The organism is Candidatus Cryosericum odellii (genome assembly GCF_003570935.1).
Lineage (GTDB): Bacteria > Caldisericota > Caldisericia > Cryosericales > Cryosericaceae > Cryosericum > Cryosericum odellii.
This window is the reverse complement of the sequence record NZ_QXIU01000008.1, coordinates 1,591-3,505: the sequence shown is the minus strand read 5'-3', so window position 1 is coordinate 3,505 and position 1,915 is coordinate 1,591. Positions and strand designations below refer to the sequence as shown.

Sequence of the window (1,915 nt, the reverse complement as noted above, 5' to 3'; positions counted from 1 at the left end):
CACCGTCTCTCAGGGTGAGGACGGCCTTCGTGGCGGCGATGCCGTTGCGAAAGAATATGGCACTGTCGCCAACGGTGGCATGATCCAACAGATCACCTACCCGGACAACTTCTCATCTGAGCAGGAAACGGTCATCGCTGACATTGTTGGCCTTTCCGACGACCCACTCATGAAGGCTATTGTCGTCAATCAAGCTGTCCCAGGTACCGCTGAAGCATTCAAGGAAGTGCGTGCAAAGAGGCCCGATATCCTGCTCTTCGCAGGTCTGCCGCAGGAAGACCCCAACGTCATCGACGCGGCGGCCGATGTTGTCACTGACACCGACAATGTGTCTATGGGCTATCTTATGATCTGGTGCGCCAAACAAATGGGCGCCAAGAGCTTTGTCCACATTTCATTCGCCCGTCACATGAGCATTGAGCTTCTGAGCCGCCGCTGGGCCGTCATGCAGCTGGCAGGCAAGGATCTCGGGGTCAAGACCTATTTTGAGACCGCTCCTGATCCTACCAGCGATGTTGGTGTGGCCGGCGCTCAGCAGTACATCCTTGAGCACGTTCCGGCCTGGGTCCAGAAGTACGGCAAGGATACCGTGTACTTCTGCACCAATGACGCTGAGACAGAGCCGTTGATCAAACAGGTCATGAAATACGGTGGCATGTTCGTCGGAGCCGACCCTCCATCGCCCACCAAGGGCTATCCGGGAGCCTTGGGCATCGATCTCAGCGCTGAGCAGGGTGATTGGCCGGCTATCCTCAAGAAGGTCGAGTCTACAATTGTCGCCGACGGCGGATCCGGCCGTTTTGGCACATGGGCGTTCTCTATGGACTATACGACCACAGCAGGCCTCGGTGAGTATGCCAAGCGTTGCATCGAGGGTACGGCCAAGGTTGCGAACATGCAGGATGTGCTCTCTGCCTTTGAGAAATACACTCCTGGCGCTGCATGGAACGCTTCAGTCTACACAGACCTTAATACCAACAAGACAGATGCTAACCACTTCCTGCTGTACCAGGACACATACGTGTTTGGCAAAGGGTACCTCGGCGCTGCTAAACAGGTAGTCCCCGAGAAATACCTCACCTACAAGGCTCAGTAGAGTCTGAAACTCAAGCGCTGGGGCAGAAGCCCCAGCGCTTTTCCTTCAACGTGCACACTGGCCGGAAGACAATCAGCATCACGGTTGTGTGATGTTGTGCCATAGAGAAGAAGAGGCGAACACCGTTAGGCAATCAGCGCTTGCGTGTTTGGTACGTCGCTTTCGAGGACTCCAGCAATTCGCTGTTATGGACTACTAGAGCTTTGCATCGCTCGTCGTCTGTCGACAAAACCCCGGCCTTACGGCCGGGGTTTTTGCTTGGCTCAGGACGCAGGTTCCTCAACTCAAGTACTGGAAATCTCCTCAGGACAATGTGAAGATATCTTGAAAAATGCTACGACTGTGCTAGACATATGCTCAGGCTGAACTATAGCTAATTCTTCAGGGGAGGAAGAGAGTGAAAAAGCTGCTAACAGTCTTGCTGTCATTCATGCTTGTCGCAGTTGTATTCGCAGGCTGCAAGAAGACCACTACGCCGGCGGGCACTGGTATCACTACTGGAGCCAAGTTTCATATTGGTATCGTCACCGGCACCGTCTCTCAGGGTGAGGACGACCTTCGTGGCGGCGATGCTCTTGCCAAAGAATATGGCACTGTCGCTGACGGTGGCATGATTCAGGCAATAACCTACCCGGACAACTTCTCATCTGAGCAGGAAACGGTCATCGCTGACATTGTTGGCCTTTCCGACGACCCACTCATGAAGGCTATTGTCGTCAACCAGGGTGTTCCCGGCACAACCGAAGCATTCAAGGAAATACGTGCAAAGAGGTCCGACATCCTGCTCTTCTGTGGTCAACCGCAGGAAGACCCCAACGT

General features: G+C 54.3%; 2 protein-coding genes. Both read left to right on the top strand.

Annotated elements, in window-relative coordinates:
* Positions 1-1,096, top strand: a 1,096-nt coding sequence (locus SMC5_RS00260; protein ID WP_119119121.1) for a DUF3798 domain-containing protein, incomplete at its 5' end; no start/stop codon positions are given.
* Between the two features lie 430 nt (positions 1,097-1,526).
* A partial coding sequence (locus tag SMC5_RS10920) for a DUF3798 domain-containing protein (protein ID WP_407079747.1) occupies positions 1,527-1,915 on the top strand: 389 nt, incomplete at its 3' end.